We start from the raw sequence: 25689 nt of genomic DNA on the forward strand, positions 1-25689 counted from the left end.
TTTTGCGATAGGGAATCCATAAAACGGATAAAGAATATGTATTTGTGTAAACAGGCATGGCGCTGGTACGGGCCGGACGATCCGGTCGGCCTTTGGGATATCCGGCAGGCCGGGGCTACGGACGTGGTAACGGCGTTGCATCATATTCCCAACGGGGAGACATGGAGCGTCGATGAGATCCGCAAACGACAGCGGACGGTTGCCGATGCCGGGTTGGTATGGAGCGTCGTCGAGAGCGTTCCGGTCCATGAGCGGATCAAAACCCGCACCGGGGAATTTCAGCGGTATATCGAAAATTACAAGCAGAGCCTGCGCAACCTGGCCGCCTGCGGCATTCGTACCGTTACCTATAATTTTATGCCGGTGCTGGACTGGACGCGCACCGACCTGGCCTATACGCTGCCGGACGGCTCGAAAGCGCTTCGTTTCGAACGGGCGGCGTTCGTGGCGTTCGACCTGTTTATTCTGCAGCGTCCGGGGGCGGAGGCGGAATATACGTCGCAGGAGCGCGCGAAGGCGAAAGCACGCTTCGACCGGATGGATGCGGTCGAACGCGAGCGGCTGACCCGGAACATGATCGCCGGATTGCCCGGCGCCGAGGAAAGTTTTACGATCGAACAATTCCGCGGGGCGCTCGGCCAGTACAAGGGGATCGACGCCGCCCGGCTGCGCGAACACCTGGTCGCTTTTCTGCGCGAGATCGCTCCGGTGGCCGATGAAGCGGGCGTCGAACTGGTGATCCATCCGGACGATCCGCCTTATCCTATTCTCGGCTTGCCGCGTATTCTGAGCACGGCGGACGATTTTCGTGCATTGATTGCGGCCGTTCCGAACCGTTCGAACGGACTTTGCCTTTGTACCGGATCGTTCGGCGTCCGCAGCGACAACGAACTGGCCGCCATGATGGAAGAGTTCGGCGATCGCGTCGGGTTCGTCCATCTGCGCAGTACCTGCCGCGACGACGAAGGTAATTTTTACGAGGCGAACCATCTCGAAGGCGACGTGGATATGTACGGCGTGATGAAGGCGTTGTTGGCGTTGCAGCAACGTCGCGGCGTATCGATTCCGGTGCGTCCCGATCACGGGCATCAGATGTGCGACGACCTGCGCAAGAAGACCAATCCGGGCTATTCTTGCATCGGCCGCCTGCGCGGCCTGGCCGAACTGAGAGGGCTCGAAATGGGAATCGCGCGCAGCCTGTACGGGAAGTAAGTTCAGAGTAAGGTTCTGGGAAACGGCGGCGCGTTACGTGCCGGGTTTTCCAAAAAATAGCATGGATGATGAAACGATTTTTTTTACTGTTGTTATCGGCAGCCGTCGCACTGACGGCGGTCGCCGAAAAACCGGTCAAACGCCTGAAACCGCTGAAGGGCCGGATCGTCGTGCTGACGTTCGACGACGCGACGGCGGGCCAGCGAGAGGTGGTCGCTCCGTTGCTGCATAAATACGGATTCGGCGCGACGTTCTACGTTTGCGAATTTCCGGGTTTCGAGGACAAAACCAAGTATATGAGCTGGGATCAAATCCGGGAGTTGGACGAAATGGGCTTCGAGATCGGGAACCACAGCCGCAGTCACGGGCAGATGAGTCAAATGACCCGTAAGCAGATCGGTTCGGAAACGGCCTACATCGAAGAGAAATGCGCGTTGTACGGCATTCCGCGCCCGGTGACTTACGCTTATCCCGGTTACGACAACAGTCCGGAGGGGATCGCCGTCCTGAAAGAGCGAGGCTATAAGCTGGCCCGTCACGGCGGGGATAAGCCTTATGTGAAAGGAGTGTCGGATAAAATGCTGATGCCGAGTTACGGCGTGGTCGACGCGCGGTTCGAGACGCCCGAATTTTCGAAAAAGCGCTGGACGAGGCCCGCGACGGGCAGGTCGTGATTTTCTGCCTGCACGGGGTGCCCGACCTCGCGCACGATTTCGTCAGCACTTCGCTCGAGAATTTCGAAAAATTATTGAGCATGTTGAAGGAGCGCAAATGTAAAGTGATTTCGATGCGCGACTTGCTGAAATACGACCTGTAACATGACAGTCAGAGGTCGAGGCTCAACTGCCGGTACAGTTCGTGCTGCACCGGGTGGGTCGGGTTTCCGACCGACAGGCCGAGCAGCCGTACCGGATGTCCTTCGATGCCGGCATCGCGCAGCAGCGCAGTCGCCAGCGGGAAAATTTCGGCCGATGCGAACAGCTCGTATCCCGGGCTCAGGCTACGGGTTTGCAGCCGGAAATCGGCGAATTTGATTTTCAACGTCAGCGTATTGCCGCGAAATCCGGCCCGGTCGAGACGCCCGTTCAGTTTGGCGGCGAGTTTATACAGTTCGTCCGTCATCGCGTCGAACGAGGTCAGGTCGTACGGGAAGGTGGTTTCGCATCCGACCGATTTGCGGACGCGGCTCGCTTCTACCGGTCGCAGGTCGATGCCGTGGGCGAATTCGTAATAAAGGCGTCCTGCTTTTCCGAACCGTCCGGTCAGAAAATCCGGCGGGCACTCTCGCAGCGCAGCGCCGTCGTGGATTCCCATTTCGTGCATCTTGCGCGCCGTGACGCGGCCGATCCCCCAGAACGCTTCGATCGGCAGGCGCGCGATGAAAGCGACGGCGCGGTCGGGATGGATCGTGCAGAGTCCGTCCGGTTTCCGGTAGTCCGAAGCGATCTTGGCGAGAAATTTATTGTAGGATACTCCGGCCGATGCGACCAGTCCCAGTTCGTCGCGGATTTGTCGTTTGACGGCCCGGGCGACGTCCACCGCTAGCGGGATTCCCTTTTTGTTCCGGGTAACGTCCAGAAAAGCTTCGTCGAATGCGATCGGCTCGACCAGGTCGGTGTATTCGCGGAAAATCCGGTGAATCTGCCGCGATACTTCGCGGTAGACTTCCAGCCGTCCGGGAATGAAAATCAATTCGGGACACAGCCTTCGGGCCGTAACGGACGGCATGGCCGAACGGATGCCGTAGCGCCGCGCCTCGTAGCTGGCCGCGGCGACCACGCCGCGGCCTTCGGGACGGCCGACCGCCAACGGACGGCCCCGGTATTCGGGGTGGTCGCGCTGTTCGACCGACGCGTAGAACGCATCCATGTCGATGTGTATGATCTTCCGCTGCTCCATTCAGCGGTAAAAATAGGAAATATATGATTCATTATTCCGCCCGTCCCGGCAGTTGGGTGAAATAGTCGTCGTGCATGTAATCGTTGTGTTTGGAGCAAACCAGCAGATTCTCTGCGCGGAAGTCCGGCGATAATGTGAACATATACGAGCCGATAAAGTTTTTCAGGTCGAGACACAGTTCCAACTCCGGGATATTGAACAAACGGAACCCGCCGAGGTCGTACCTCCGAACGAATTCGGCGACCTCGTCGTCGTCGTGGAATTCGGTGACCAGAATTATATTTGTCGTACCCAACCGGTTTTCGTTTCTTTTCAGGCTTCGGACGAGTTGTGATATGCAGCGTTCGCAGGAAGGGAATTGTATGCGCACGAACAGTTTCGACGAGTCGGCCGAATAGGGGGCCAGCAACGCCCGCGCGTTGTCCGAAATGAAAAACGGGCGGCCTGCATACCGAACGCTCGACAGCGTACTCTCCCTGATGTCCCATTTTTCCATCGCACAGACCGAGGTGTCCGGCAGGGCTGCGCCGGCGATCATCCGTTGTTTTGCGGCCGATCCGGTCCGGATCAATGCATAAAGCAAAAAGCCATTCAGCAATATCATGCCTACGATGAATGCGTTCTTCATGGCGTGTTCGGCATTTAGTAAGAAAACCGGTAAAGTTGCGTATGCTCGATGTCCGGCATATCGAGCAAGCCGTATATTTTTTTACCGGTTTCGTCTACGCAAAACTGCGTGATCGAGCGCGGGCAGTCGTAAGCGGCGGTCAGGCGGCCGTCCCAGTCGAAAGCGAGGATCGTCGGCGTGGCGGTTCCGTTTTTAATATCGTTGTAAGGATTGGCGTAATGCAGCGTATAGATACGTTCCGGCGTGGCGAACATTTCAAGATGATATAGGTTGTGCTCCGGTTCGAGGCAATTTTTTTGAGGATCGAACGGTGGGCATTCGGGTTTCGACAAACAAATGTTTTTAACCAGGCGGCCGTCGAATCCGAAAAGTTGAATCATGTCAATATTTCGGTACGATCGAACAATGATCTGTTTCTTGGTATTGGCGCACAGGGAACCGTAGGTGATCAAATAAGACAACATTTCGCTGCGTTGAGGCATGGTGAATCCCCAATCGGATTCGCTCCAGACGGTTTGATCGTTTTTCGTGTCGTAAATCGCAAGGGGCCCTTGGGGAGCGTCTGCCAAGATCCCGGTATATAACGTATCGTTCAGGCGGTTGATATCTTTGTTGTATCGTAAGGCTTTGTAGGTATGTTCTCCTTGGATATTGAGAACAGCCGTGTCGCGCAGCAGAGAGCGCATATTGATCTCTTTTGTGACGACCAGATGCGCATCGTAGATCCTGAGAACGGAATCTTCGGCGGAACCTGTCGAACGGTCGCGTTGCGGCATCTGGAATTCGTTCGGGCCTTTTCCTTTCGTTCCGAATGAGCATATCGGTTTCAACGACCCCGTTTCGAAAAGACTGAAGAATTTCCGTCCGCAATAATTGACGAGGACGATCGCCGAATCGTATAAAGCCATGTCGTAGGCGCAATTGTTTTCGATTCGTACGGAATCTTCGACCCGTAGTAGTTCTGGTTTTTCGATCGGCAGAATAACGTGTCGATGCCGGTTATTGCATCCGCATAAAAGAACCATCCCCATTATGCCGATAATCGTTTTGAATGATTTCATGGATGAGGCGTAATGTGACAAAGTACTTTAATAAGGTACTTTGTCTTGAATTAAGATTGAAATATTATTGTTTTTTGCAAAGGCCGTCTCCGCCTCTGCTTACGTGGTACATATCACAAGTTCCACAATACAACTACGTATTCAGGTGCCTCCGATCCCCCTCCTACAACACATCCTGTATAACTATCGCCGCTTTCGATTTGTGTCATAGCTTCAGGATTCGAAGCGAAAATAGTTTTTACGTCCGCATTTTTTGTAAAGGTTACAGCGCTGATAGCGACAATACCTGCGAATAATGGAATAAATAATAAAGTCTTTTTTCATGACGATATAGTTCATGGTTTAAAACAAAGCGTATTTTTAAATGTAATAATAAATATAATTAAATGCAAATAATATGAGTTTTTTGGGGATGGTGCTGGGATTTTCAGATCGTAATCTCCAGTACGGCCGGGCAGTGGTCCGAATGGCGCACGTCGGGCAGCAGCCAGGCGTTTTTCAGCAGCGGGCGCGCCGCTTCGGACGCCATCGCGTAGTCGATCCGCCAGCCTTTGTTGTTCGCCCGCGCGTTGGCGCGGAAACTCCACCAGGTGTACTGATTCGGTTCGTGGTTGAACAGCCGGAACGTGTCGATGAAGCCGCTGTCCAGGAAGCGGCTCATCCATTCGCGTTCTTCGGGCAGGAAACCGCTGCTCGAGGCATTGCGCACCGGGTCGTGGATGTCGATCGGCCGGTGGCAGATGTTGTAGTCGCCGCACAGGATCAACTGCGGCCGCTCTTTTACGAGTTCCGATACGTATCGCTGAAAATCTTCGAGCCACTGCATTTTGAACGCCTGGCGTTCGTCGCCTGAAGTTCCGGACGGGTGATAGACGCTGACGACCGACAGCTCGCCGTAGTCGGCGCGCAGGAAACGCCCTTCCGCATCGTATTTTTCGATACCCATGCCCGCCGCCACGCGGTCGGGTTCCCGGCGGGTCAGGATCGCCACGCCGCTGTACCCTTTTTTGACGGCCGAGAAGAAATAGCAACGGTATCCCAGCGCTTCCAGTTCGAGGGTCGGGATCTGCTCCGGCTGCGCCTTGGTCTCCTGCAGGCACAGGATGTCGGGCCGTTCGGCGGCGATCCAGTCGGTCAGTCCTTTCGACAGCGCGCTGCGCAGTCCGTTGACGTTGTAGGTGACGATTTTCATGGCTTTATATTTTTTTGTGCTGCCAGTCGGCTTTTTTCAGGTATCGGCAGGCCAGCAACAACATTACGATCGCGTATACGTGCTCCGTCGTCCAACAGACCGCGACGTCGGCCCGCAGGTAGATCACTACGTAGAGCGTATAGAGGATATAGATCAGCAGCGTCGTCATTTCCAGCGCCAGCGCCGAGCGGGTGTTTCCCGTTCCCGAAACCGTGTTGAACAGGATGATCGCCGGCACGGTCAGCAGGTAAGCCGACAGCATGACCCACAGCGAAGACACCGAGCTGTCGATCAGCGGGATGCTGTCGGTGTAAATACGCAGTACGGCGGTCGGAAACAGCGCGAATAGCAGAGCCGCGGGAGCGATCGTCAGGTAGCACATGCCGACGATCCGACGGACGGTAGGCATTACGAGCGTTTGCTGTCCCGCTCCCATCTGGTTGCTCACGAGCGAACTGGCGGTCGAGGCGAAGGCGCTGACCGCCATGAAGATAATCCCGGATATGCTGCGTACGATGTTGCTGACGGCCAGCGGCCGCTCGCCGAGGTGTTCGACCGCGAGAAAGAACAGGAACCACGTGGCGACCGAGACGAAGGATTGCAGCATCGTCCACACCGAGACGTTCAGCATCCGTCCGAGCAGCCGGGGACGGGGCCGGGCGAACCGGAACAGCCCGTATTTGCGGTGGTCGGTTTTCAGCCACGAGTAGAGGATGAAAAAGAGCGCCGAAGCCAGTTCCGAGGCCGACGATGCGATAGCGGCTCCGGCGATGCCCATGGCCGGAAGTCCGAATTTACCGAAGATCAGCGCGTAATTCAGCGCCACGTTGGTCAGCACCATCGTGACCGAATTGGCCGTGAGTATCTTCGTATTGGTCGTGCCGACGTAGAACGCCCGGAACATAACGGCGACGAACGAGAAGAAAAAGCCGTAAACGCGCCAGTTCGTATAGCTGATCGCCGCGTCGCAGACCGGGCCGGAGTCGATGATCCAGCGCAGCACGACCGGCGTGAACGTCCGCGAGACGACGAACATGACGGCGGCCAGCAGCAACAGGAACAGGATTCCCTGTTGCAGTAGCGGGCCGATATCCGCGTACGCTTTTTCGCCGTTCCGCCGTGCGATCAGAATCTGCGTTCCGATGCTGAACCCGAACCCGATCATGAAAATAGCCATGTAATAGACTCCCGCGAGCGCCGAAGCGCCTAGTTCCACTTCTCCGACGCGGCCCAGGAAAGCGGTGTCGGTCAGTCCGATCAGGTTCTCCATCAGCAGGCTGATCAGGATCGGATAGGTAATGAGCCAAATCTGTTTGTAGGTCGGTTTCATCGGGAAAAGCGATTGTTGTTCGGCAGTCGATTTTTGTGCGAAAAAAAAGCGGATCGCAAAGGTAATGCTTTTTTTGATTTTTTTGAGGATTGCCGTCGAAAAACGAATCTCGAAAAAAGATTGCCTTTGTTCGCTCCGGCAGATTGTGCCGGAACAGGTAAAACGGCGGATAAACGCAAACGATATGACGCGTTTCGAATCCGGAGCCCGGGAAACGGAAAACGACTTGCGGGCGGAAATTAGGGTTGCGAAAAGGCGCGGAAACGGAGTGCGGAACGGTCCGGGAGGGCGACTCGCTGGGAAAGACGTCGGAACGGAGTACGATCGGCTCGATGGGCAGACGGGTATGGAATTCTTTTTGCGGTCGATCCGTCCGGTTTCCCGGAAATTGGCTAAATTTGCAGCGGGATGGCGCTACGGATATTGTAAATCAGACGATTGATGATCCGTTGAGACCGATTCCGTCGGTGCGGAAGCCGGAATGCCGTTGGGAGCGTTCGATTTTCGCCGGTTTCGTCCTACTTTGTTTTTTAATTTTGGTTTCGAATGTCGAATTTAATCGAAGATAAAAATTTCAGGGGACATGCCGCGATGCTCGGGGCGTGCATTACGTTCGGCCTGCTCGCGCCCGTTTCGAAATCGCTGTTCGGGACGGGACTCGTCAGCGCTTATGCGCTGACGATGATGCGGATGGGCGGAGGAACCGTCGTGTTCTGGATCGCGTCGCTGTTTACGCGCCGCGAGCACGTGCCGCCGCGCGACCTGCTGCTGTTTTTCTTCGCGTCGTTGCTCGGGATCGTGCTGAATCAGGGAACTTATGTGCTCGGCGTGTCCAAGACCTCACCGATCGACGCCAGCGTCGTGACCACTACCACGCCGATCTTCGTGATGATCATTGCCGCGTTGTACCTGCGGGAACCGATCACCGGCAAGAAAATCCTGGGTGTCGTCGTCGGCGCCGCCGGCGCGCTGCTGCTGATCCTTTCGGGCGCGCACCTGGTTTCCAGCCGGACGGGCAGCGGTTCCGTTTCCGGCGACCTGCTGTGTCTTTTCGCCCAATTGTCGTTTGCGACCTATTTCGTGGTATTCAAAAAACTAATTAGCCGCTATTCGCCGGTTACGTTGATGAAATGGATGTTTCTCTATGCGACGGCGTGCTGCCTGCCGTTCGGTTACTCCGACCTGAAGGCGGTCGGCTGGGCGGAACTCGGCTGGGCGGATTACGCCCAGATCGCTTACGTCGTGCTGGGCGCCACGTTCCTGGCCTACCTGCTGATGCCGATCGGCCAGAAGAACCTGCGCCCGACGGTGGCCAGTTCCTACAATTACGTGCAGCCGCTGGTCGCCACGCTGGTCGCCGTTTCGCTGGGAATGGATACGTTCGGATGGCTCAAGGGCGTTGCCGTGCTGCTGGTGTTCGCGGGGGTGTATATCGTGACGATCAGCAAGTCGAGGGCGCAGTTGGAAGCCGAGGCCGGACGCGGTTCCGCTTCCCGTTGATTCGTCCGAAAAGGAGTATTTCGCCCTTGTAAAAGTTCCGAAATAAACTTACCTTTGTTGGAACGGGAATCCCGACGGAACAGGTCTATGAAGGCAAAACGCAACTACATAATCTACGGGCTGATGCTTGCCGCGTTTGCGGCGCTGCTGCTGTGGATCGTGCATTTGGGTCATGCTTACGACGGTCTCGGGCCGGGAGCGGCGCCTTCCGGGGAGGATTCGCCGGTCGGCTTGCTGTACGACACGCTGACGATAAACCTGAAGCACCCGCTGTCGCTGTTGCTGCTGCAGGTCATCGCTATTCTGATCACGGTACGTATCTTTTCTTATCTTTTCAAATACCTCGGCAGCCGGGGGTGATCGGCGAGATCGTCGCCGGTATCGTGCTCGGACCGTCCGTACTCGGGCACCTGTCGCCCGAGACGTTCGCTTTTCTGTTCGATCCCGATTCGCTCGTTCCGCTCAATATCATCAGCCAGATCGGCTTGGTGCTCTTTATGTTCGTAATCGGGATGGAGCTTGACCTGGGCGTCATCCGCCGCAAAGCCAGCGAAACGCTGGTCATCAGCCACGCCAGCATCATCGTGCCGTTCCTGATGGGAATGGGGCTCGCCTATGTGGTCTATCCTGAGTTCGGGGCGCGGCACGCTTCGTTCGTGCCTTTCGCGCTGTTCGTGGCCATCTCGGTCAGCATTACGGCGTTTCCGGTGCTGGCGCGGATCGTTCAGGAGCGGAATCTGAGCAAGACGCCGATGGGGATGCTGGCGATCGCCAGCGCCGCCAACAACGACGTGACGGCATGGTGCCTGCTGGCGGCGGTGATCGCCGTGGCCCGGGCCGGCAGCGTGACCAGCGCGTTTTTCACCATCGTGCTGACGGCGCTGTATATTTTGTTCATGTTCTACCTGGTCAAGCCTTTCCTGCGCAAGATCGGGGAGTTTTATAACAAACAGGAGACGGTCAGCAAAACGCTGGTCGCCTTTATTTTTCTGGTGCTGATCATTTCGTCCTACATTACCGAAATCCTCGGGATCCATGCGCTGTTCGGCGCTTTCCTGGCCGGGGTGGTTATGCCGGCGAACCTGAGTTTCCGCCGCGTGATGACCGAGAAGATCGAGGATGTCGCATTAGTGCTTTTTCTGCCTCTGTTTTTCGTCTTTACGGGTTTGCGTACGGAGATCGGCCTGCTGAATACGCCTCACCTGTGGGGAATCTGCGCGCTGTTCATCGTCGTGTCGATCGCCGGTAAGATGATCGGCGCCACGTTCTCGGCCCGGTTGGTCGGCGAGTCGTGGAAGGACAGCCTGTCGATCGGCGTGCTGATGAATACGCGCGGACTGATGGAACTGATTGTGCTGAACATCGGTTACGAGATGGGGATCATCCCGTCGTCGCTGTTCGTGATTTTCGTGATCATGGCGCTGTTCACGACCTTTATGGCTACGCCGCTGCTGGCGCTGATCGAAAAGATCGCGGGGTATAAATCGCGCAAGGTGAGGCCGACCCGCAACGGGCATCCGCGTATCCTGATTTCGTTCGCCAATCCCGAAAGCGGGCCGCTGTTCCTGAAATTGGTGCGCCTGCTGTACGGTCGTGTGCTGAAAGACGCTAAGGTGACGGCGATCCACTATACGATAGGCACCGAGACCAACCCGCTCAATGCGAGCGACTATTCGAAAGAGAGTTTCAGCCTGCTCGAGCCCGAGGCCAAACGTCTCGGGTTGCGGGTGGATATGCGTTACCGCGTTACCGACCACTATACCGAAGACCTTTGCGCGCTGGCCGACGACGAACATTACGATTTCGTGCTGACGGGCGTAGGGCCGGCTTTCCTACGCAGTTATCTCGATCCGCCGCGTCGGCTGAACGCCCTGCTGTCGAAGGGCGGCAAATGGTTGTCGCCGGGACTGACGCAGGACAAGATCCGCGTGTTGTTCCAGAATATGCACTCCGCTTTCGGAGTCTTCGTGAACCGCGACATCGACTCCGTTACCGACGCCGGCGTGATCCTGCGCGACGAGCGCGACCGGAGCCTGCTGTCGCTGGTCGGGTCGATGTCCGACCGGCTGCGGGTGGAACTGAGTTCGGTCAACGGCGACTCCCCGTTCCTGGACAAGGATTCCGCAGGCAAATCCGGTCGTTTTACGATAGGCGATCCGCAGGAACCCCTGGCCGCGCGGCTGAAAGGCAAGCAATTGGTATTGATCAGCTATTCCGCCTGGCAGTACATCCTGCGCAACGAACGGGCGCTGTTGCATGCGCTGCCTTCCTTTATCATCGTAAAACCGCAGGAAGGCGACCGTTGACGGCGACCTTCCCGCGGTTTTTGCACGGAACCGGGAAATCCGGCTATTTCAACTCCCTGACCACTTTCAGCGCGGCTTCGTAATCGGGTTCGTGCGTCACTTCCGGCACGTATTCGATGTAGCGGATCAGCCCTTTCTTATCGATCACGACGACTCCGCGCGACAGCAACCGCAGTTCTTTGATGACGAATCCGTACTTCATGCCGAAGTCCAGGTCGCGGTAGTCCGAATAGACGTACACGTTGTCGATGTTCTCGGCGGCACAGAAACGTTTTTGCGCGAACGGCAGGTCGACCGATAGCGACAGGATCGCCACGTCGCCGTCCAGTTTGGTGGCTTCGCGGTTGAAACGGATGTTTTGCAGGGCGCAGACCGAAGTGTCCACCGACGGGAATACGCTGATGACGACCGTTTTGTCTTTGTATTGCGTCAGCGATACGGGCTGCAGGTTCTGATCGATTACTTCGAAAAGCGGAGCCCGGTCTCCGGCGGCGAGGTGTTTGCCCACGAGCGTCATGGGTTTGCCCCCGAACGTGATTTTCCAATTATCCATAATTTTAAAATTTAAAGGTTTGTACTCGGTGAAAAACACCCTCCAAGATACAACTTTAATACCGGAATCGGTACGCCTGTTTTCGATTTTCGACGAATAAGTTTTACCTTCGTGCGAAAGAGTCGTAAGCCGTGTCCGTAAAAATCAATAAAACCAATGCCGCCCGCCTGCTCGACCGGGCGAAGATCGCCTACGAGTTGATCCCTTACCGGGTGGACGAAGAGAATCTGGCCGCCGCGCACGTCGCCGAAGAGCTCGGCGAGCCGGTCGACCAAGTGTTCAAGACGCTGGTGTTGCGCGGCGATCGCAACGGGATTCTGGTGTGCGTGATTCCCGGCGATGCCGAGGTCGACCTGAAAGCCGCCGCGCAGGCGTCCGGCAACAAACGCGTCGAGATGTTGCACATGAAGGAACTGCTGCCGGTAACGGGATATATCCGCGGCGGATGTTCGCCCGTCGGGATGAAAAAAGGGTTTCCGACGTTTATTCATCGCAGTTGTCTCGATTACGATACGATTTATGTCAGCGCCGGGGTGCGGGGATTGCAGTTGAAGCTGGCTCCCGGCGATCTGATTCGTTTTACGCGGGCCGTGACGGCCGACCTGATCGGATGACGGACGGTTTCGCAGACATACTGATCCGCTGGTATGCGGACAATCACCGCCGATTGCCGTGGCGCGAAACGTCCGATCCGTATCTGATCTGGTTGTCGGAGGTTATCTTACAGCAGACCCGCGTGGCGCAGGGACTGGATTACTTCCGCCGGTTCGTCGCCCGTTTTCCGGACGTGCGCTCGCTGGCCGAAGCTCCGCAGGACGAGGTGCTGAAACTGTGGCAGGGACTCGGCTATTACAGCCGCGCGCGGAGCCTGCATACCGCAGCGAAAGACATCATGGCGCGTTTCGGAGGCCGGTTTCCGGAGGACTACGAGGCGGTGCGTTCGCTGTGCGGGGTGGGGGATTATACCGCTGCCGCGATCTGTTCGTTCGCTTACGAGCTGCCTTATGCGGCGGTCGACGGCAATGTTTATCGGGTGCTTTCCCGCGTGTACGACGTGGATTTGCCGGTGGACGATGCGGCGGGCAAACGCTACTTCGCCGAATTGGCGCAGTCGTTGCTCGATCCGGTACGTCCGGGCCTGCAGAACCAGGCTACGATGGAGTTCGGAGCTCTGCAATGCGTGCCGCAGCGTCCCGATTGCGGGGCGTGTCCGCTGGCCGACCGCTGTCTGGCGCAGGCGCACGGCACGGTTGGCCGGCGTCCGGTGAAACGCGGCAAAGCGGCCGTGCGGCCGCGTTACTTCAATTACTTGTGCATCCGCTGCGACGGGACATTGTTGTTGCGGCAGCGTACCGAGAAGGATATCTGGCGCAACCTGTACGAATTTCCGCTGATCGAGACCGATGCGGAGACCGAGTTCGACGCGTTGCAGCGGACTTCCGCATGGAAAGCGTGGTTCGGCGGCGAACGGCGGATGCGGATCGGGGAACGGACGGCGATGCCGCGGCACGTACTGTCGCACCGGATTATTTACGCTTGCTTTCAGGAGATCGAACTGGAGCGGATTCCGGATTCGCTGTCCGGCTTTCTGAGGGTGCCGGAAGCGGAGCTGGATCGTTATGCCGTTTCGAGGCTGACCGAACGTTACCTGGAGCGGAGGCGTGCGGCCGGCGTGAATGTTAAAGTTGGCAAACTATTTGATAGTTGACAGGTTATATATTGAATATTAATATTTCAGAATTATGAATATACTGTTGCACAAAGCTCCTACGCGGGGTTATTTCGATCACGGATGGCTGAAGACCCACCATACGTTCAGTTTTGCGAGTTATTACAATGCCGCGCGCATCCATTTCGGGGCGTTGCGGGTTTTGAACGACGACGCGGTCGCTCCGGGAATGGGGTTCGACCTGCATCCGCACCGTGAGATGGAGATCGTTTCGATCCCGCTGAGCGGGACGCTCGAACATAAAGACAGCATGGGGAACGTTTCGGCGATCACCACCGGCGAAATCCAGGTGATGAGCGCCGGCACCGGGCTGCACCACAGCGAATACAACCAGAGCCGCGAGCAAAATGTCGAATTTCTTCAGATATGGGTATTCCCCGATCGGGAAGGTGTGAAACCCCGCTACGAAAATGCCGTGATTTCCGACCTGATCCGTCCGAACGAGCTCTGCGTGATCGTCTCGCCTTATCCGGGCGACGGACACGGCGGGCTGTGGATTTACCAGCAGGCTTGGTTCTCGTGGGGAGAGCTCGAAGCTGGTACGCGCGCGGAGTATGCGCTCAAATCGCCCGGCAGTTTCGGGGTTTACGTGTTCGTAATCGACGGGGAAGTCGAGGTGGCCGGACAGTCGCTATCGCCGCGCGACGGGCTCGGCGTCAGCGAAATGGACCGTTTCGAAATTCATGCGAAGGAGAAGGCGCGTGTCTTGTTGATCGAAGTTCCCGAAGCATAATATCCGGAAAGAGTAAAAAGTACGGCCGCGGAAAACGTTCCCGCAGCCGTGCTTTGTTTGTTTTCAGAGAACTCAGAAACCGCCCCGTTTCATGATCCGTTCGGCGTCCCGGACGGTCGTTTTCATCCAACGCAGCAGGATTTCGTCCCGCTCGTCTTCCGGAATCCGCCAGTCGACGGACGACTCCCGGAGCCGCGTCGACAGCGTGTACAGCAGGATCGCCGCCGATGCCGAGACGTTGAGGCTTTCGACGAATCCGCACATCGGGATGCGGATGAATTCGTCGGCACAGCGCATTACTTCGTCGCTGATGCCGGCGTGCTCCGTGCCGAAAAACAGCGCGAACCGTCCGGCGGTCACGTCGAAATTTTCCGGCGTACGGTCGTCGGCATGCGGCGAGGTGGCTACGATACGGTAGCCTTTTGCCCGCAGCGCGGCGATCAGATCGCCGGTGCTTCCCGTTTTGTGGATATCGACCCACTTGTCGGTTCCCCGGACGATGTTGACGTTCGGCGAGAACTTGCACAGCGCTTCGACCGTGTGGATATCCTGTATGCCGAACGCTTCGCAGTTGCGCACCAGCGCGCTGGCGTTCTGCGGATGGAACGTATTCTCCATGCATACGGTCATGTAGCGGGTCCGGCGGGCGAGCGTGGCGCGCAGCACTTCGGCCCGTTCCGGCAGCATGAAACCGGAAATGTATTCGATCTTGCGGGCCAGCAGTCCGTCGTTATTTTCGGTATTTTTGGTCATCGTCCAACAGTTTGAGGTAGCTTTCGTAACGGGAGAGGCCGATCTCTCCGGCGCGCAACGCCTCCCGCACCGCGCAGGCGGGTTCGTGGGTATGCGTGCAGTTGTAGTAGCCGCACCGGGGGGCGTAACGGAACAGATCCGGGAAATAGCGGCATATCTCGTCGTTTTCGATGTCGATCAGTCCGAATCCCTTGATGCCCGGCGTGTCGATCAGGTAGCCGCCTCCGGCGAGCGGGTACATTTCCGAAAAGGTCGTCGTATGTTTTCCTTTGCTGCTGCTGGCCGATACCGCGCCGATGCGGATGTCCAGCGACGGGTCGATCGCCCGGATCAGCGTCGATTTGCCGACGCCCGAATTGCCCGAGAGCAGCGACGTTTTTCCCGGTAACATTTTTTTGAACGCGTCGATGCCGGTCTGCTGCGTCGCCGACAGCTCGATTACTTCGTATCCCGCCGACCGGTAAATTTTCAGAAATTCGGTCTGGGCGTCCTGCAATGCATCGGTCGCGTAGAGGTCGCATTTGTTCAGCAGCAGCGTGACGGGAATGCGGTAGGCTTCCGCCGTGACCAGAAAGCGGTCGATGAACTCGCAGTTGGTGGACGGCAGGAAGAGCGACACGACCAGAAAGGCCTGATCGACGTTCGCGGCGATGATGTGCGACTCTTTCGACAGGTTCGATGCGCGGCGGATGATGTAATTGCGCCGCGGCAGGATTTTCGTGACGACGCCCGTCGCTCCTTCCGGCTGTTCGTATTCGACGCGGTCGCCCACCACGACCGGATTGGTCGTGCGGCTTCCTTTCAGCCTGAGATTCCCGCGGATGCGGCAGGTTACGGTCTGCCCCGACGCGTCGTCGCGCAGCGTGTACCAGCTTCCGGTACTTTTGATTACCAATGCCGAACGTGCGGATTCCATAGGCGTCAGTCGTTATTGCCGGTTATTTTGTTTTTCATCAGGTCGAGGTACGGGAAAAGCAGCGCGGTCGTGCTCCGTACCGGCTTGTAGAGCGCGGCTTCGGTGTAACGGTCGTTTTCGACCCATCGGGTCGTGCTGTTGACGGTTTCGAACGCATATAGCAACAGGCTGAGAATGACGGCCATTTTGAACACGCCCAGCAGAATGCCGCCGATCGCGTCGATCGGGCCGAGTCCGGCGAGTTTGAAAATTCCTTTGATCAGGTGTCCCAACAGCGCCATGACCAACAGTACCGCCAGCAGTATTACGACGAATCCGACGGCTGCGGCGATCGGCGGATCGGTATGCAGCCATTGGCCTACCGCGCTGCTGTGGCGGAATGCGAAATAGACTCCGATGAAGAGTCCCGCGATTCCGCCCAGTTGCACGATGATTCCTTCGCGGAATCCCCTGTATGCGGCGTAGAGCAATGGAATGCCCAGGATGATATCGAATCCGTTCATGCTTGCGTTCTCGTGCGTCCGTGTTCCGTATCCGGCTGCGGGCTGCCCGGCGATCGGCCCGGTTCCCGTATTTCCGGACGGCGCCGGAAGACGGGACGGCCGAATATTTGTACCAAATATAGGGATTTATTCGTTATTTATTAAATTTGCTCTCAAATGCAACGCATATGAAAAGAATCTGGATTTTGATCGCAGGGGTGTTTATGCTGACGCAATTGTCTGCAAGAGACGTGATTAATATAAACAGGGATTGGCGTTTTTTCAGCCATACCGAAGGTTCCAGCGACCGGGCGCAGGGCGTGAACCTGCCGCACATGTGGAACAACGACGCCCTGAGCGGCCGGAACGACTATTTCCGGGGGGTAGGCAATTACATGAAAGATATCGCCGTACCGAAAGAGTGGGCCGGTCGGCGGATTTTCGTCCGCTTCGGCGGGGCCGGAACCGTGGCCGACCTGATCGTCAACGGGCGCTATGTCGGCGAACACCGGGGCGGTTACAGCGCATTTACGTTCGATCTGACCGATTACTTGAAATACGGCGAGAACAACTCGCTGTGGGTGATCGTCAATAACGCTCCGCGGCTCGACGTGCTTCCGACCGCCGGGGACATCAACGTTTACGGGGGATTGTACCGCGATGTCGAACTGATCGTAACCGATCCGTCGCATATCGCCGTGGACGATTACGCGTCTGAGGGCGTTTATGTCCACCAGAAAGAGGTCTCCCGCGAAAAGGCCGATCTGGAGACGGTCGTGAGGGTGCGCGGCGCGGCCGGTAAGACCCTTACGGTCAATCTGGCCGTCGAAACGCCGAACCGCGATACGGTGGTCGTGCAAGGTGCGAAAGTCAAAATCGCGGGGGACGGCCGGGGATCGGCGACCGTACCGGTGATCGTAGGAAATCCGACGTTGTGGGATGGCGTCGAAAATCCGTATATGTATACCGTGCGCGTGCAACTGGCCGACGAGGGACGCGTGTGCGACGAGGTTACGGTGCCGCTCGGACTGCGCTTTTTCAGCGTCGATCCGAAGCAGGGATTCCTGCTGAACGGCCGTCCGTATCGGATTCACGGCGTGGTGCATTACGAAGACCGGGCGTCGGTGGGGATCGCGCTGAAACAGTACCAGATCAAAGAGGATCTGGATCTGATTACCGAGATGGGCGCCAATGCCGTCCGGGCTGCCGGTTATCCGCATCATCCGGGCTTTTACGACGAGTGCGACCGCCGCGGGATCTTGGTCTGGAGCGAAATGCCGTTTATCGGGCCGGCTTATATGACCGATAAGGGGTATATCCATACGGACGATTTCCGCCGCAACGGCGAGCAGCAGCTTTACGAAATGATTTTCCAGCAGTTTAACCACCCTTCGGTCGTATTCTGGGGTATTTTTTCGGATCAGGATCCGCGGGGCGACGATCCGACCGACTACATCAAAGGGCTCAACGCGATGGCGATGCAGGAAGACCCGTCGCGGATGACGACGGCAACAAGCAATCAGGACGGCCCGATCAATTTCGTGACCGACCTGATCGTCTGGGATCTTCCGTTCGGATGGAAGGAGGGGATGCCGGGCGATCTGAAGATATGGCTCGATCAGTTGCAGAAAAAGTGGGGGAGCCTGTGTTCCGGGATCACGTACGGAGCGGGGGCTTCGATCTATCATCAGGAGGATTCGCTCTACCGGCCCAACTACCTCGGCAACTGGCATCCGGAGCGTTGGCAGACCAGTCTGCACGAGCAGTATTTCCCGCTGGTCGACGCGTCGCCGTTTCTATGGGGCTGGTTCGTGGCCAATATGTTCGATTACGGGGCGGCCGGGCGCGACTGGGGCGAGGGCACCGGGATCGACGACCGGGGATTGGTGACTTTCGACCGCAAGTACCGCAAGGATGCGTTCTATTTCTATAAGGCCAACTGGAACAAGGCCGAACCGATGGTTTATATCGCGCAGAAGCGCTGGACGCCGCGCGTGAAAACGACCCAGACGATCCGGGTCTATTCGAATGCTCCGGAAGTGGAACTGCTGGTCAACGGCGCTTCGCTCGGCAGGAAGACGGGGGCCAACGGGGTGTTCCTGTGGGAAAACGTCGAACTCAAACGCGGCGTGAACGCGCTCGAGGCGCGCAGCGACACGAGCATCGACTATGCTGACATTCGGGTGTTGTAGATCGGGACGCAGGAACGGCTTAACGTACGGTCGAGTCCCGCAGAATCCCGGTCGAGTCAGGCCCTTCGCAGAACAACAGGTCGATGATCGACAGGTTCGCCGCGAAAGGATAGCGTTCGGTGAAAACCTGGTAATAAGGTGCGGCCCGGAATGCCGGGTCGGGACGTTGCAGGCGCGGCTTCGGGGATAGCGCGTCTCGGAAATCTTCGGCGGGATCGGGGTTTTGCACGTAACTTTCGGAGTACGCGATGCGCGGTTTCATTCGTAAGAGATCGAGTACCGTTTGTTGCAGTTCCGCATTCAGGTCGACCAGAAAATCGTACCGTCGCCGGTAGAACGGGGCGAACCGCTCTTCGTAATGGACGAAATAGGGCGAACTCCGGTAAGCCGATACGATCGCTTGCCAATGTTGGTGTTGCCATTTTTTCGACGAATCGATCCGGATATCCCGGGTCGGTTTTTTTATACCCGACGGTTGGAGTACCGGTACGATCAGCGGACCCGTCCCGTTGGCCGTCAGGATGTCGCATCGGTTTCGGTAGCTCTGTTTCCGATAATGTTCGTATAGGTCGATTACGGCTTTTCCGCTCATTAGTTTGGCGTAATACTGGACGTTTCCGAGATAAGCGGTCGAAAGGATCACGGTCGGCGGATTTCGGGTTATTTTTTCGGGCCGAACAGGTCGGTCTCGCCGCGTTCGACGGCGTGGAATACGGTGGCCAGTTCGGCGACTGCCGGCGAGATCAGACCGATGACGTTGCGGATGTCGTTCTCCTTGCTTCGATCGCCTTTGATCCGGTACAGCATAACGGCATACAGAGCCCGGAAGAACAGTTCCACGTCGGAGATGTCCTGTTTGCCGAGTTTGCTTTTGAGCGTCGGGATTTCGGGGGCTACCGCGGCGTAGAGCGCACGGTATTTCTCGCCGACGGGCAGCGTCAGCAACTGTTTATGCAGGTTATCCAGATCGGCGATCAGGTGCAGGGTGTGTTCCAGATGGCCGTTTTCCTCCTTGCCTTCTTTGCGCAGCAGGTTTACCAGATCCATGTACCAGAAGAAAACCTCCTGTTTTTTGGCTTCGTCCAGTTCGCTTTTCTGCACCAGTTGCGAATAGATCGCTTCGGGACTGAACTGCAGGGCGCGTAGCAAATCCTCCAACTGCCACAGATAGAGGATGTACTCGGCGATATTCTCTTTGCGTTTGCGTTGTGCGATATACATTTCGGTCGTTTTTCGGTGAACGGATCGTGTTTCCGACCGCTAATATACCGATTCCTTTCGAAAAACGGATGGCGTCGTCCCGTTCGGAATGCGTTATTGCATCCGGATGTGCTCTTCGATCCTCTTTTTCAGGCTCCCCTTGCCGTAATCGAGCCACCGGTCGATCAGGATGCCTTCGGGATCGAACAGCAGGCCGAGCGCCGGGGATAGTTGTCGGTCGCCCCTGTCGGGCGAATGGCGTTAAATCTCCACGTCCGTTTCGCGTACGATCCGGAGCACGTTTTCCGTAGCGGGCGCCACTTTGTAGCGGTCGTCGATGCGCCGTCCGACCACCCATACGATGTCGTTCCCGCTGGTCACGACGAATTGGCGGCGTTTGTCCGGGAGCGATACCTTGTTGTTTATCAGGAAATCGCTGATTTTCTTGCGGCTGTCCATGCCGAACGGAACGAATGCGTCCCCTTCGTTCCAGCGGCGCACCGTCAGCGGATAGGTCAGCTTGTCCGCATCGAGCAGCGCTACGTTTTCGGGCTGGCGGAGCGATTCGACGTCGTCTGCTTCGAGGCGTTCGAAGGTCAGCAACGCGCCGCCGCAGTAGGTGTGGGTCGTTTCGGGAGTCACCTCCGTCGTGCAGCCCTCGTCGTCGGGGATCGGGGTGATCAGGATGCGACCGCGGTCGATGTAAGCTACGCTGTCTTTCGAAAAGAAACGCTTGCCGGAGCCGTGTCCTTCGCAGAATGCCCGGTAAAGGCTGTTGATGACTTCCCCATTGAACCCGAAACCGCGCAGCAGTTCGAAGATGACGAAATCGGCAGGCAGCGACGGATCGATCCGCGACAGATCGACGACGGTGCGCGTTTCGTCGCGTATGAGCGCCTGGCGGCGGATCACTTCCATGCTGCGGTCGATGAAATTCTGGGCCGAGGTCAGCCGTTCGACGTTGGCCGCCATCGTGTCGGTGAATTTCGGAGAGATCTCCTTGATGCGCGGCACGATGCCGAGCCGGAATTTATTGCGTAGGTATTTGGTCGACGCGTTGGTCGAATCTTCGCGGTAGGGGATTTTGTTGGTCAGCGCGTAGTCGATGATCTCTTTGCGCTGCGAAAACAGCAGCGGCCGGATCAGGCGCCCGTTCACGACGCCGATGCCCGTCAGCCCCCGGAGCCCCGTTCCCCGGATCAGGTTGATGAAAAAGGTTTCCACCGAGTCGTCGGCGTGGTGTGCGATTGCGACCCGGTCGTAGCGGCGCTCTTCGCATAGCTTGTCAAACCATTCGTAGCGCAACCGCCGCGCGGCCATTTCGACCGATTCGCCGGTCGCGGCGACTTCCGCCATCGTGTCGAAGCGAACGCCGTAATACGGGATTCCGTAGCGGGTCGCCTCGCGTTCGACCAGTAAGTCGTCTTCGTCGGCTTCGGCTCCGCGAAGCTGGAAATTGCAGTGCGCCACGCCCACTTCGTATCCGCCGCGGACGAACAGCGACAGCATGACCATCGAATCGACGCCGCCGCTTACGGCCAGCAGAATGCGGTTTTCGTGGGTGCACAGACCCCGTTCCCGGATGTAGGCCCGAAATTTATCCTGTAGCATATCTATATCAGATTTACTTCCATGTCGATCGTTACGCCGAACCGTTCGAGCACATCCTGCTGAACGGCACGGGCGAGGCGGACGATATCGGCTCCCGTAGCGCCGCCGTGGTTGACCACTACGAGCGCCTGGCGTTCGTGGATGCCGGCCGGGCCGAGCCTTGAGCCGCGCCATCCGCAGCGGTCGATCAGCCAGCCGGCCGCCAGTTTCACCCGGCCTTCTCCGGTCGCGTAGCGCGGCATGTCCGGGTATTTCTTCGTCAGGAAATCGGCCTGCGCTTGCGACACGACCGGATTTTTGAAAAAGCTGCCGGCATTTCCCAGCACTTTCGGATCGGGTAGCTTGCTGCTCCGGATAGCAATGACCGCCCGACGGATATTTTCCAACGATACGCCGCCGAGCACTTCGACCTGTTGCTCCACGTCTCCGTAGCGCAGCCGGAACTGCGGATCGCGCGCGAGGACGAATTGAACCGCCAGGATTACGGCGCGGCCTTTCAGCTCCCGTTTGAAAATGCTGTCCCGGTAACCGAAACGGCATTCCGCGTTGGACAGCGTCACGGTTTCCCGCGTGTCGGTCAGCAGGCACTCGACGCTTTCGATCGTATCTTTCGCTTCGGCCCCGTACGCTCCGATGTTCTGTACCGGCGCGGCCCCGACATAGCCTGGGATCAGCGACAGGTTTTCGATGCCGCCCAATCCGTTGCGCACCGCCCAGGCGACGAGATCGTCCCATTCGACGCCGGCTCCGGCTCGGACGCGCACCGTCCTGCCGTCGTCCGAGACCTGCGCGATGTCGCGGCACGCGGGATGCAGCACGGTGCCGTCGTAATCGCCCGTGAACAGCACGTTGTTGCCGCCGCCGAGGATCATCCATTTCTCGCCGGGCGGCAAGCTGTCCAGCAGGGCGGTCAGTTCGGCCCGGTCGCTGAATTCGGCGAAACGCCGCGCCGAAACGTCCACCCCGAAACTGTTCAGTCCGCGGAGGGATTTGTTTTCTTCCATCATACACGCTATTGTTAAACAAACATACGACAATAAATCAGATTTTGCAAAACCGACTGCCGACGGAGCGGTTCCGCTACAGACCGACGGCCGGTAAAAATCCCGGATGCGGATATTTGCGGAAAAATGATTACTTTTAATGTGAATTTTAAATCCGACGAAAAATGTTTACCGAACAGGATATCGAACAGATCGGCGCTCACGGCCTGTGCGTCGCCGATGCGGAGCGGCAGATGCTCCGTTTCAGAGAAGGGTTTCCATACCTGGATATTTGCCGTGCGGCAGTGGCCGGCGACGGGATTCTGCAAGCCGACGGGGCTGCTGCGGAGCGTTACGGCGCGGTTTACCGGGAACTCCGTCCGCAGCGCAGGGTAGTGAAATTCGTTCCGGCGTCGGGTGCGGCGACCCGTATGTTCAAGGCGTTATTCGAATTTTTGAACGACGGCGTTCGCAGCCGCGAAGTCGACGAATTGTTGGCCGGTCTCGACCGTTTCGCTTTTGCCGAACGGCTTGCGGAGTTTACCGGAGGCAGCCGCGATCCGCGAACCGTGGTCTCGAATATCCTGACCGAAGGGCTCGGTTACGGGACGCTGCCGAAAGCGCTGATCCTTTTTCACCGTTATCCCGACCGCAACCGGACGGCCTTTGAAGAACATCTGGCCGAAGGGGCGCTGTATGCGGCCGGAGCAGGGAGCGAAGTATGCATTCATTTTACCGTATCTGCGGAGCACCGGGAGCAGTTCGAACGCCTGGCCGCCGAAACGGTTCCGTTTTACGAAGCCCGTTTCGGGGTGAAGTATCGGATCGGTTATTCCTGCCAGAAGCCTTCGACCGATACGCTGGCCGTCAATCCCGACGATACGCCGCTGCGCGACGGGCAGGGGCGCCTGCTTTTCCGTCCTGCGGGGCACGGGGCGCTGATCGAGAACCTGAACGAGATCGATGCCGACCTGGTTTTCATCAAAACGGTCGACAACGTGGCGCCCGACCGTCTGAAATCCGATACGGTGATCTATAAAGAGATGCTCGCCGGGTTGCTGCTCGATTTGCAGCGGCAGGCGTTCGGGTATTTGCGCCGGCTGGATGCCGGGGAACGGGTGTCTGCGGAGGAGATGGCGTCATTCGTTTCCGGCAGGCTGTGCCGTCGGCTGCCGGCGTCGTTCGCTGCGTTGGAACCGCAGCGGCAGGTCGGTTTGCTGCGCGAATTGCTGGATCGTCCGATCCGGGTGTGCGGTATGGTGAAGAACGAAGGCGAGCCGGGCGGCGGGCCGTTTTGGGTGCGGGAGGCCGACGGCGGCGAGTCGTTGCAGATCGCCGAATCGTCCCAGATCGCGCCGCAGCAAAAGGGTCTGATGACCGCGGCGACGCATTTCAACCCGGTAGATCTCGTCTGCGGGGTGCGGGATTATCTCGGCCGTAAGTTCGATCTGACGCGTTACGTCGATCCGCAGACCGGTTTTATTTCGTCGAAATCGCAGCAGGGGCGGCCGCTGAAGGCGCTCGAATTGCCGGGGCTGTGGAACGGAGCGATGGCGCGGTGGAACACCGTGTTCGTCGAGGTTCCCATATCGACTTTCAGTCCGGTGAAAGTTGTGGGCGATCTGCTGCGGCCGCAGCATCGGAACGGATAGTCCGGGTTTTGAAAGCCCCGTTTTATTCGTTACCTTTGCGTAAAAGATCAGATTCCGTACGAGCGATGGCGAAAAGCAGTAAAAAGAGCTTTAAGGAGAGTGTGGCCGATTATGCGGCGTTGTCCGAACGGATCGGCCGGAGGCAGTTCGCGCCGGTCTATCTGCTGATGGGCGAGGAGCCCTATTTTATCGATATGCTGGCCGAACGGCTCGGCGAGACGATCCTGTCGCCCGAGGAGCGGGCCTTCGACCAGACGGTCGTTTACGGCAGGGATACCGAAGCCGGGGCGATCGTCAATTTTTGCCGTCAGATGCCGATGATGGGGGCTTTTCAGGTGGTGATCGTCCGCGAAGCGCAGACGTTGCGCCGGATCGACCAGTTGTCGCTGTATACGTCGGCGCCCTCCCCGACTACGATCCTCGTGCTGTGTCATAAAGAAAAAGGACTCGATAAACGTAGTCAGCTCTACAAGCAGATCGAGGCTAAAGGAGCGGTTTTCGAATCGGTCGCTCCGCGCGATTACGAGATCGCCGGTTGGCTCGGCGATTTCGTCCGCAGTAAAGGATGTTCGATCGACCCGAAAGCGGCAGCCATGTTGACCGACCACCTCGGCGCCGATATTTCGAAGATCAGCAACGAACTGGGCAAACTGCTCACCTATCTGCCCGAAGGAACGAAGCAGATCACGGCCGCGCACATCGAACAGAATATCGGCATCAGCAAAGATTTCAATAATTTCGAGCTGACGCGGGCGATGTCCGAGCGGAACGTGGCCCGGGCGATGCTGATTGCCGATCATTTCGCCCGCAATCCGAAGGAGAATCCGTTGCTGGTGACCGTCAGCGCGCTGTTTACGCATTTTCAGCGGATTTTTATACTGAATTACCAAAAGTGGTATTGCCGCCGCAAAGGCGCGCCGATGCCGCCGGATGCGGAATTGGCAAGGATGTTGAAGCTGCCCACGGCGTTCTTTCTGAAGGAGTACCAGCAGGCGGCTGCGCTCTATCCGAACAACAAGGTTTTTGCGATTCTCGGCCTGTTGCGCGAGTATGACCTGAAAAGCAAAGGCATGAATACCGGGCAGGCCGACGGCGGCGAGTTGCTGAAGGAGTTGCTGTTAAAAATATTTTTACTCTGATGACCTATATCCTGATTTTCATAACGGCGATCGTTTCGATAGCGGCGTTCAACAATCGGCAATTGTTCGACCGGCTCGCGTTCGTCCCCTACCGTGTCGTGCATCGGCGCGAATGGTACCGGGCCGTGTCGTACGGTTTCGTGCACGGCGATTACATGCACCTGATCGTCAATATGCTCGTGTTGCTGTCGTTCGGGCAGTTCCTTGAGCAACTGTTTAAGGCTTACCAGCAGGCAGGGACCATTTTCAGCGGCTACCTGAGCTACGGACTGCTCTATTTCGGCGGGTTGCTGTTCTCCGTGCTTCCCGACCTCGTGCGTCGCGCGACGATCCGCAGTATGCGTCGATCGGGGCTTCGGGAGCGGTGTCGGCCGTAATCTTCACCTCCATTTTTTTCAATCCGTGGAGTAAGATTTATTTCTTCGGTATCCTGCCGATCCCGGGGATTCTGTTCGGAATCCTTTATGTAGGCTACGAGCAGTACATGAGCCGTCGTCCGGGCGATCATATCAACCACAACGCCCACCTGTTCGGGGCGCTTTTCGGATTCGTGTTCCCGCTGCTGATGGAGCCGTCGCTGTGGCACGTATTCGTTAAGAACCTGACGTCGTTCTGATC

25 protein-coding genes and 1 pseudogene are annotated in these 25689 nt (G+C 57.5%); 13 read left to right on the forward strand and 13 right to left on the reverse strand.

The window, feature by feature from the left end; translation table 11 throughout:
• The first annotated feature begins 36 nt into the window (after positions 1-36).
• From uxuA to DW082_RS14545, 3 genes are all read left to right on the forward strand, one after another.
• On the forward strand, positions 37-1212 hold the full coding sequence (gene uxuA / locus DW082_RS09830; RefSeq protein ID WP_101571188.1) for a mannonate dehydratase: 1176 nt from the start codon (positions 37-39) through the stop codon (positions 1210-1212).
• A 65-nt stretch (positions 1213-1277) separates the two neighbouring features.
• A complete protein-coding gene (locus tag DW082_RS09835; RefSeq protein ID WP_118458432.1) occupies positions 1278-1886 on the forward strand; it encodes a polysaccharide deacetylase family protein in 609 nt (202 codons plus the stop codon).
• Complete coding sequence (locus tag DW082_RS14545) at positions 1883-2029, forward strand: hypothetical protein (RefSeq protein ID WP_182424144.1); 147 nt, start codon at positions 1883-1885, stop codon at positions 2027-2029. The genes DW082_RS09835 and DW082_RS14545 overlap by 4 nt, the downstream gene beginning before the upstream one ends.
• A gap of 8 nt (positions 2030-2037) precedes the next feature.
• Here DW082_RS14545 and dinB read toward each other — a convergent pair whose 3' ends face one another.
• From dinB to DW082_RS09860, 5 genes are all read right to left on the reverse strand, one after another.
• Complete coding sequence (gene dinB / locus DW082_RS09840) at positions 2038-3111, reverse strand: DNA polymerase IV (protein ID WP_118458434.1); 1074 nt, start codon at positions 3109-3111, stop codon at positions 2038-2040.
• 31 nt (positions 3112-3142) lie between these two features.
• Entirely contained in the window at positions 3143-3739 is a 597-nt protein-coding gene (locus DW082_RS09845) for a hypothetical protein (protein WP_118458436.1), read from the reverse strand.
• Positions 3740-3753: 14 nt separating this feature from the next.
• Positions 3754-4647, reverse strand: a complete 894-nt coding sequence (locus DW082_RS09850) for a BF3164 family lipoprotein (protein ID WP_182424145.1) — start codon at positions 4645-4647, stop codon at positions 3754-3756.
• Positions 4648-5227: 580 nt separating this feature from the next.
• Positions 5228-5992, reverse strand: a complete 765-nt coding sequence (locus DW082_RS09855) for an exodeoxyribonuclease III (protein WP_055201797.1) — start codon at positions 5990-5992, stop codon at positions 5228-5230.
• 4 nt (positions 5993-5996) lie between these two features.
• Positions 5997-7322 (reverse strand): MATE family efflux transporter, encoded by a 1326-nt coding sequence (locus DW082_RS09860; RefSeq protein ID WP_101571177.1) that lies wholly within the window; start codon positions 7320-7322, stop codon positions 5997-5999.
• 558 nt (positions 7323-7880) lie between these two features.
• Between DW082_RS09860 and DW082_RS09870 the strand changes: the two genes are divergently transcribed.
• From DW082_RS09870 to DW082_RS09875, 3 genes are all read left to right on the forward strand, one after another.
• The gene (locus tag DW082_RS09870) at positions 7881-8822 is read left to right on the forward strand and encodes a DMT family transporter (protein WP_101571623.1); all 942 of its coding nucleotides are present in this window, start codon (positions 7881-7883) and stop codon (positions 8820-8822) included.
• Between the two features lie 87 nt (positions 8823-8909).
• Positions 8910-9182 (forward strand): hypothetical protein, encoded by a 273-nt coding sequence (locus DW082_RS15105; RefSeq protein WP_259335590.1) that lies wholly within the window; start codon positions 8910-8912, stop codon positions 9180-9182.
• Complete coding sequence (locus tag DW082_RS09875) at positions 9179-11128, forward strand: cation:proton antiporter (RefSeq protein ID WP_259335591.1); 1950 nt, start codon at positions 9179-9181, stop codon at positions 11126-11128. Before DW082_RS15105 ends, DW082_RS09875 begins: the two co-directional genes overlap by 4 nt.
• A 43-nt stretch (positions 11129-11171) precedes the next feature.
• On the opposite strand, the gene tpx is transcribed toward DW082_RS09875, so the two are convergent.
• Entirely contained in the window at positions 11172-11681 is a 510-nt protein-coding gene (tpx, locus tag DW082_RS09880; RefSeq protein WP_055201787.1) for a thiol peroxidase, read from the reverse strand.
• A 131-nt stretch (positions 11682-11812) separates the two neighbouring features.
• Between tpx and ybaK the strand changes: the two genes are divergently transcribed.
• From ybaK to DW082_RS09895, 3 genes are read left to right on the forward strand one after another with little or no spacing between them, the layout of a single operon-like run.
• Positions 11813-12295 carry a Cys-tRNA(Pro) deacylase gene (ybaK, locus tag DW082_RS09885; protein WP_118458439.1) on the forward strand — a complete coding sequence of 161 codons (483 nt, stop codon included), beginning with the start codon at positions 11813-11815 and terminating at the stop codon, positions 12293-12295.
• Positions 12292-13389: an A/G-specific adenine glycosylase gene (gene mutY, locus DW082_RS09890; RefSeq protein ID WP_055201783.1), complete on the forward strand. Its 1098-nt coding sequence runs from the start codon at positions 12292-12294 to the stop codon at positions 13387-13389. The genes ybaK and mutY overlap by 4 nt, the downstream gene beginning before the upstream one ends.
• Positions 13390-13423: 34 nt before the next feature.
• Positions 13424-14143, forward strand: a complete 720-nt coding sequence (locus DW082_RS09895; RefSeq protein ID WP_055201781.1) for a pirin family protein — start codon at positions 13424-13426, stop codon at positions 14141-14143.
• A 72-nt stretch (positions 14144-14215) separates the two neighbouring features.
• On the opposite strand, the gene DW082_RS09900 is transcribed toward DW082_RS09895, so the two are convergent.
• The 3 genes from DW082_RS09900 to DW082_RS09910 are packed head-to-tail and all read right to left on the reverse strand — an operon-like array spanning position 14216 to position 16315.
• On the reverse strand, positions 14216-14896 hold the full coding sequence (locus DW082_RS09900) for an RNA methyltransferase (RefSeq protein WP_101571169.1): 681 nt from the start codon (positions 14894-14896) through the stop codon (positions 14216-14218).
• Positions 14874-15812 (reverse strand): ribosome small subunit-dependent GTPase A, encoded by a 939-nt coding sequence (rsgA, locus tag DW082_RS09905; RefSeq protein ID WP_101571167.1) that lies wholly within the window; start codon positions 15810-15812, stop codon positions 14874-14876. Before rsgA ends, DW082_RS09900 begins: the two co-directional genes overlap by 23 nt.
• A 5-nt stretch (positions 15813-15817) precedes the next feature.
• Positions 15818-16315, reverse strand: coding sequence for a CvpA family protein (locus tag DW082_RS09910; RefSeq protein WP_101571165.1), 498 nt, complete (start codon positions 16313-16315; stop codon positions 15818-15820).
• A 167-nt stretch (positions 16316-16482) separates the two neighbouring features.
• Here DW082_RS09910 and DW082_RS09915 point away from each other — a divergent pair, with 167 nt between their 5' ends.
• On the forward strand, positions 16483-18486 hold the full coding sequence (locus DW082_RS09915) for a glycoside hydrolase family 2 protein (protein ID WP_118458441.1): 2004 nt from the start codon (positions 16483-16485) through the stop codon (positions 18484-18486).
• A gap of 19 nt (positions 18487-18505) precedes the next feature.
• Here DW082_RS09915 and DW082_RS09920 read toward each other — a convergent pair whose 3' ends face one another.
• From DW082_RS09920 to murB, 4 genes are all read right to left on the reverse strand, one after another.
• On the reverse strand, positions 18506-19129 hold the full coding sequence (locus tag DW082_RS09920) for a WbqC family protein (protein WP_259335592.1): 624 nt from the start codon (positions 19127-19129) through the stop codon (positions 18506-18508).
• A gap of 17 nt (positions 19130-19146) precedes the next feature.
• On the reverse strand, positions 19147-19707 hold the full coding sequence (locus DW082_RS09925) for a DUF4924 family protein (protein ID WP_055201769.1): 561 nt from the start codon (positions 19705-19707) through the stop codon (positions 19147-19149).
• Between the two features lie 240 nt (positions 19708-19947).
• Complete coding sequence (tilS, locus tag DW082_RS09930; protein WP_101571161.1) at positions 19948-21297, reverse strand: tRNA lysidine(34) synthetase TilS; 1350 nt, start codon at positions 21295-21297, stop codon at positions 19948-19950.
• Positions 21298-21299: 2 nt separating this feature from the next.
• Positions 21300-22301, reverse strand: coding sequence for a UDP-N-acetylmuramate dehydrogenase (gene murB / locus DW082_RS09935; protein ID WP_118458462.1), 1002 nt, complete (start codon positions 22299-22301; stop codon positions 21300-21302).
• 164 nt (positions 22302-22465) lie between these two features.
• Between murB and DW082_RS09940 the strand changes: the two genes are divergently transcribed.
• The 3 genes and pseudogenes from DW082_RS09940 (at position 22466) to DW082_RS09950 (ending at position 25687) form a co-directional block, all read left to right on the forward strand.
• Complete coding sequence (locus DW082_RS09940; RefSeq protein ID WP_118458443.1) at positions 22466-23932, forward strand: DUF4301 family protein; 1467 nt, start codon at positions 22466-22468, stop codon at positions 23930-23932.
• A gap of 65 nt (positions 23933-23997) precedes the next feature.
• Positions 23998-25071, forward strand: a complete 1074-nt coding sequence (gene holA, locus DW082_RS09945) for a DNA polymerase III subunit delta (RefSeq protein WP_055201763.1) — start codon at positions 23998-24000, stop codon at positions 25069-25071.
• Positions 25068-25687, forward strand: a pseudogene (locus DW082_RS09950) (rhomboid family intramembrane serine protease). The gene holA and the pseudogene DW082_RS09950 overlap by 4 nt, the downstream one beginning before the upstream one ends.
• The last annotated feature ends 2 nt before the right edge of the window (positions 25688-25689 follow it).

Origin of the sequence: Alistipes sp. AF48-12 (genome assembly GCF_003477565.1) — a bacterium.
GTDB classification, from domain to species: domain Bacteria; phylum Bacteroidota; class Bacteroidia; order Bacteroidales; family Rikenellaceae; genus Alistipes_A; species Alistipes_A hominis.